The 3,121-nt window shown below is 60.2% G+C and carries 2 protein-coding genes and 1 pseudogene; all 3 read left to right on the top strand.

The window, feature by feature from the left end:
• The first annotated feature begins 485 nt into the window (after positions 1–485).
• Positions 486–1,592: a PilZ domain-containing protein gene (locus ACY69P_RS15560; protein WP_462328137.1), complete on the top strand. Its 1,107-nt coding sequence runs from the start codon at positions 486–488 to the stop codon at positions 1,590–1,592.
• A 63-nt stretch (positions 1,593–1,655) separates the two neighbouring features.
• Positions 1,656–2,492 (top strand): hemolysin family protein, encoded by an 837-nt coding sequence (locus ACY69P_RS15555; RefSeq protein ID WP_404844892.1) that lies wholly within the window; start codon positions 1,656–1,658, stop codon positions 2,490–2,492.
• A gap of 3 nt (positions 2,493–2,495) precedes the next feature.
• Positions 2,496–3,121: pseudogene (locus tag ACY69P_RS15550) on the top strand (apolipoprotein N-acyltransferase); the annotation flags it as partial.

The following is a 3,121-nucleotide window of genomic DNA, read 5'->3' as shown; positions in this document are numbered from 1 at the left end:
ACCTCTCAACACTTCACCGCTCACGGGCCACCTCTCAATGCGCTCCACCCAACAGTTGCCGGTACCGCCCTTGGCCGCCACCAACAGCACCACGCCTGTGACGATTTTGTAACGAAAATCGTTCACACCACACATCTCCCGGAGTATACTACCGGCACACGTCGCGTCCCGTCGGCGGTTGCGTTTCGCCTCTGTTTGGCCCGCACCCCCCTTCCATTTCGTGGCCGCGTCATCCCCTCGTCGCAATATCCCGCCATTTCAGCTCTTTTTCATGCATCAAAAGACTTGTACTCTGGACTTCTTTTTGCATAAATACAGGGCAGCAGCCAACGCTTTTCCTTGCAGGACGGGCAAATACGCACAGCGGCCAATTGCCGCGTCAAAAACCTGTCGCCCCAAACGCCACCGCGCCATGCTGCCACACCCCCGCCGCCACGGCGGCGCACAGCAAACACACTATGCTCCGAGGAGGAGCCAGAGAGTCCATGCAGCTTTCCCCCGACATTCTCACAGACAGCGCCCTGCCGCTCATCACGGCCCAGCGCGGGACTATTGACAAGTCCTTCCTGAACAACGTCCAGAACACCTTCGGCTCCTGGGGACTGTCCGGCGACACCTTCATCACGATTCTTGCCACGCTGAGCGTGGTCTTCATCGTGGGCGGGTGCGGCATTTTGGTGAACCACTACATGCGCTCGCGCAGGAAAACCACGCCCCCGTCATGGATTGTTGACCCCGGCGATATCGCCAACCTCTTTGACTCCGTCATGGTTCAGCGCAGCAAAATCGAACTGCGCTTTGGCGGCGAAAGCAACGCCGGCAACCGAACCTCCACCGCCTGCTCACTGGAAGACGTCCGAAACGGCCTGCTGGAGCTTGAAATCTCCGGCTTTATCAAAGCGCACCAAGGCTGGCTGGAGCGCCCCGTGGAGTGCTTCTTCCGCATTACGAACCCCGCCCGGCCCGGACATTCCGACTTCTACACCTTTTCCACGCGCATCAAGGGCATCCGCAAGGTTTCCAAGGACGTCACCCTGCTGAGCCTGCCGGTTCCCGAGCATGTGGAACTCAGCCAAAAGCGCCTGTCCCTGCGCATAGAGCCGCCCCTGCAATACACGCTTGGGCTGGCCCTGTGGCCGGACCCGATGTCCAGAGACGGCAAACGCCTCACCCACATCAAGGACTGGGGCCGTCCGCCGCTTCTTGCCTCGCGCGATATGACCGACAGACCCATCCGCATCATGAATATCTCCTCCGGCGGCATGCGCCTTGAACTGCCGCACGAGACCGTGAAACAGTCCGGCCTGAAGTTTGAAATTGGCGAGCGCTACGTCGTCATGGCGCAGCTCTTTGACCCAGAGGCGTCCAAAAAGGTCACCCTGTGGTCCATGGTGCGTGTGCAGAACAGGTACGAAGAGTTCGACACCAAGCGCCTGGAGGCCGGAATACAGTTCATGGAACGCGGACGCCTGCTCAAGGAAGGCGGGGGCGAAATTGTCTGGCGGACGGTGGACGAAAACGGTATTCCCGCCGTCGGCAACTGGGTTGCACGACGTCATCTGCAACTCTACCGGGAAAAAGGCTTGACGTAGGCTTGCAACCTCTTACATTTTCGAAGAAGTATTACGCGCCAACACACCACAGGAGGAACCACGTTGGAAGACGATTCGGAAGGATTGTTCACCTCTCTTTTCAGTAGACTTTTCGGCCACAAGGGCAGCCAGATCGAAGACGCCCTTCTTGAGGCCAGACAGGACGGAGAACTCACGGCGACGGAAGTCTCCATGATGTCAAACGTCCTCCGACTTGGACGCAAACAGGTCTGCGATATCATGATTCCCCGCACGGACATCCAGTGTGCGGAGATTGAGGACCCGCTGGAAGACATTGCCGCCCTCATTATGGAGTGCGGGCACTCCCGCATCCCCATCTACAAGGAAAACCGAGATAACATCGTAGGCATCGTCCACGCCAAGGACCTCTTGCGGGTCAGCCATAAGCATGAGGACAGCACCGCCACATGCCGCGACATTATGCGTCAGCCGCTGCTCATACCCGAGACCAAGGCCGTGACGGATATGTTGCAGCTTTTCCGCTCCACCAAGAATCACCTCGCCATCGCTCTTGATGAATACGGCGGCACCTCCGGCCTCGTGACCTTTGAGGACATCATGGAGGAAATCGTCGGCGAGATTGAAGACGAATACGACCAGCCCCGCCCGGAAGACATCCAGACCGTTGAAGAAAACACCTTCATGGTCAGCGGACGCGCCCCCCTTGAGGAAATTGAGGAGCGGCTGGGGCTGAAGCTGGAGTCCGAACAGGTGGAGACCCTGAGTGGATTCATCTGCGAACTGGCAGGCCGCGTCCCCACCAATGGCGAAAGCTTCGCCGTCAACGGCGAAGTCTTTGAAATTAAGGACGCCGACGCCAAGCAAATCCACTGGATACTCATCAAGCCCCGCTCAGAGGCTCCTACAGACTCGGAATAGCCATTGCGCCACATCATCGCCACGCTCATTGCCTGCATCGGGGCCTGGATAGGATTTGCCAATCCGTTTATTCAGGTCCCTTTCCTCATTCTCCTGTTCCCGCTTGGCATCGCGCTGTGCGGCCTCTTTGCCGCCACCCCGGCCAAAGCCTTCCGCAGCGCGCTCATTGCGGGCGCACTGGCCTACGGCGGCTGCATGTACTGGGTGGCGCTGCCCGTGCACGACTACGGCAACCTGCCGTGGATACTGGCCGCGCCCTGCCCCATGCTGCTTGGGGTGTACTGCGGGCTGTACACGGGCATCTTCGCCGCTGGGCTCCGGCTGGTGCAGGAGAGGCTCCATTGGCTGGCGACAGGGCTTTTCGCCGCTGCGCTCTGGACCGCCCTTGAGGCCCTGCGCGGCTGGCTGTTCACAGGCTTTGCGTGGCTTCCGCTCTCCAGCGCGCTGGTTCCCGTGCCGTGGCTGTTGCAGGCGGCGTCGCTCATCGGCGCCAACGCCCTTGCTGGCCTCATTGCCGGGAGCATTGCCATGCCCGTGGCCGCGCGCGGCAAAGCCGCCGCCGTGGCGGTGAGCGCTGGCGTGCTGGCAACCATTAGTGGCTACGGCATGATGCGCACCGCCCAGCCCCT

The sequence above is a fragment of the Desulfobaculum sp. genome (assembly GCF_054921475.1).
The sequence above is the reverse complement of the archived record's forward strand: the minus strand, read 5'-3'. Positions and strand labels throughout refer to the sequence as shown.

What these genes read in the sequence shown, in the direction of transcription:
- ACY69P_RS15560 (WP_462328137.1), top strand. Translation starts at nt 486, where the DNA reads ATGCAGCTTTCCCCCGACATTCTCACAGACAGCGCCCTGCCGCTCATC.